Genomic DNA, 206 nt, shown 5'->3' with positions numbered 1-206 from the left:
GGCCATTTGTCGAACCACAGGCCCTTGACCGGCGTGTCAAGGAAAGGCTGCAGCGCGCCGATGGCGCTCAGACCAGAGGCAAGGTAACGCTGCCGCTCCTCACCATCAGTTACACTGGCAAGCCGCACCGCCGCCTTCAGCCATTCCGTCTGCGGCCATAGTCGCGCAAGCCCGTCACGCATCGAAAAATCGTCGTAAAGGCTCAT

General features: G+C 61.2%; 1 protein-coding gene. It reads right to left on the bottom strand.

Annotated elements, in window-relative coordinates; all coding sequences use genetic code 11:
* Window positions 1–206 (bottom strand): AGE family epimerase/isomerase (locus DOU54_RS26640; protein WP_193603476.1); only part of this gene is annotated, 206 nt, incomplete at both ends.

This window comes from Agrobacterium sp. MS2 (genome assembly GCF_003261015.1).
Classification (GTDB): domain Bacteria; phylum Pseudomonadota; class Alphaproteobacteria; order Rhizobiales; family Rhizobiaceae; genus Agrobacterium; species Agrobacterium pusense.
This window is presented reverse-complemented; position numbering and strand designations above follow the sequence as displayed.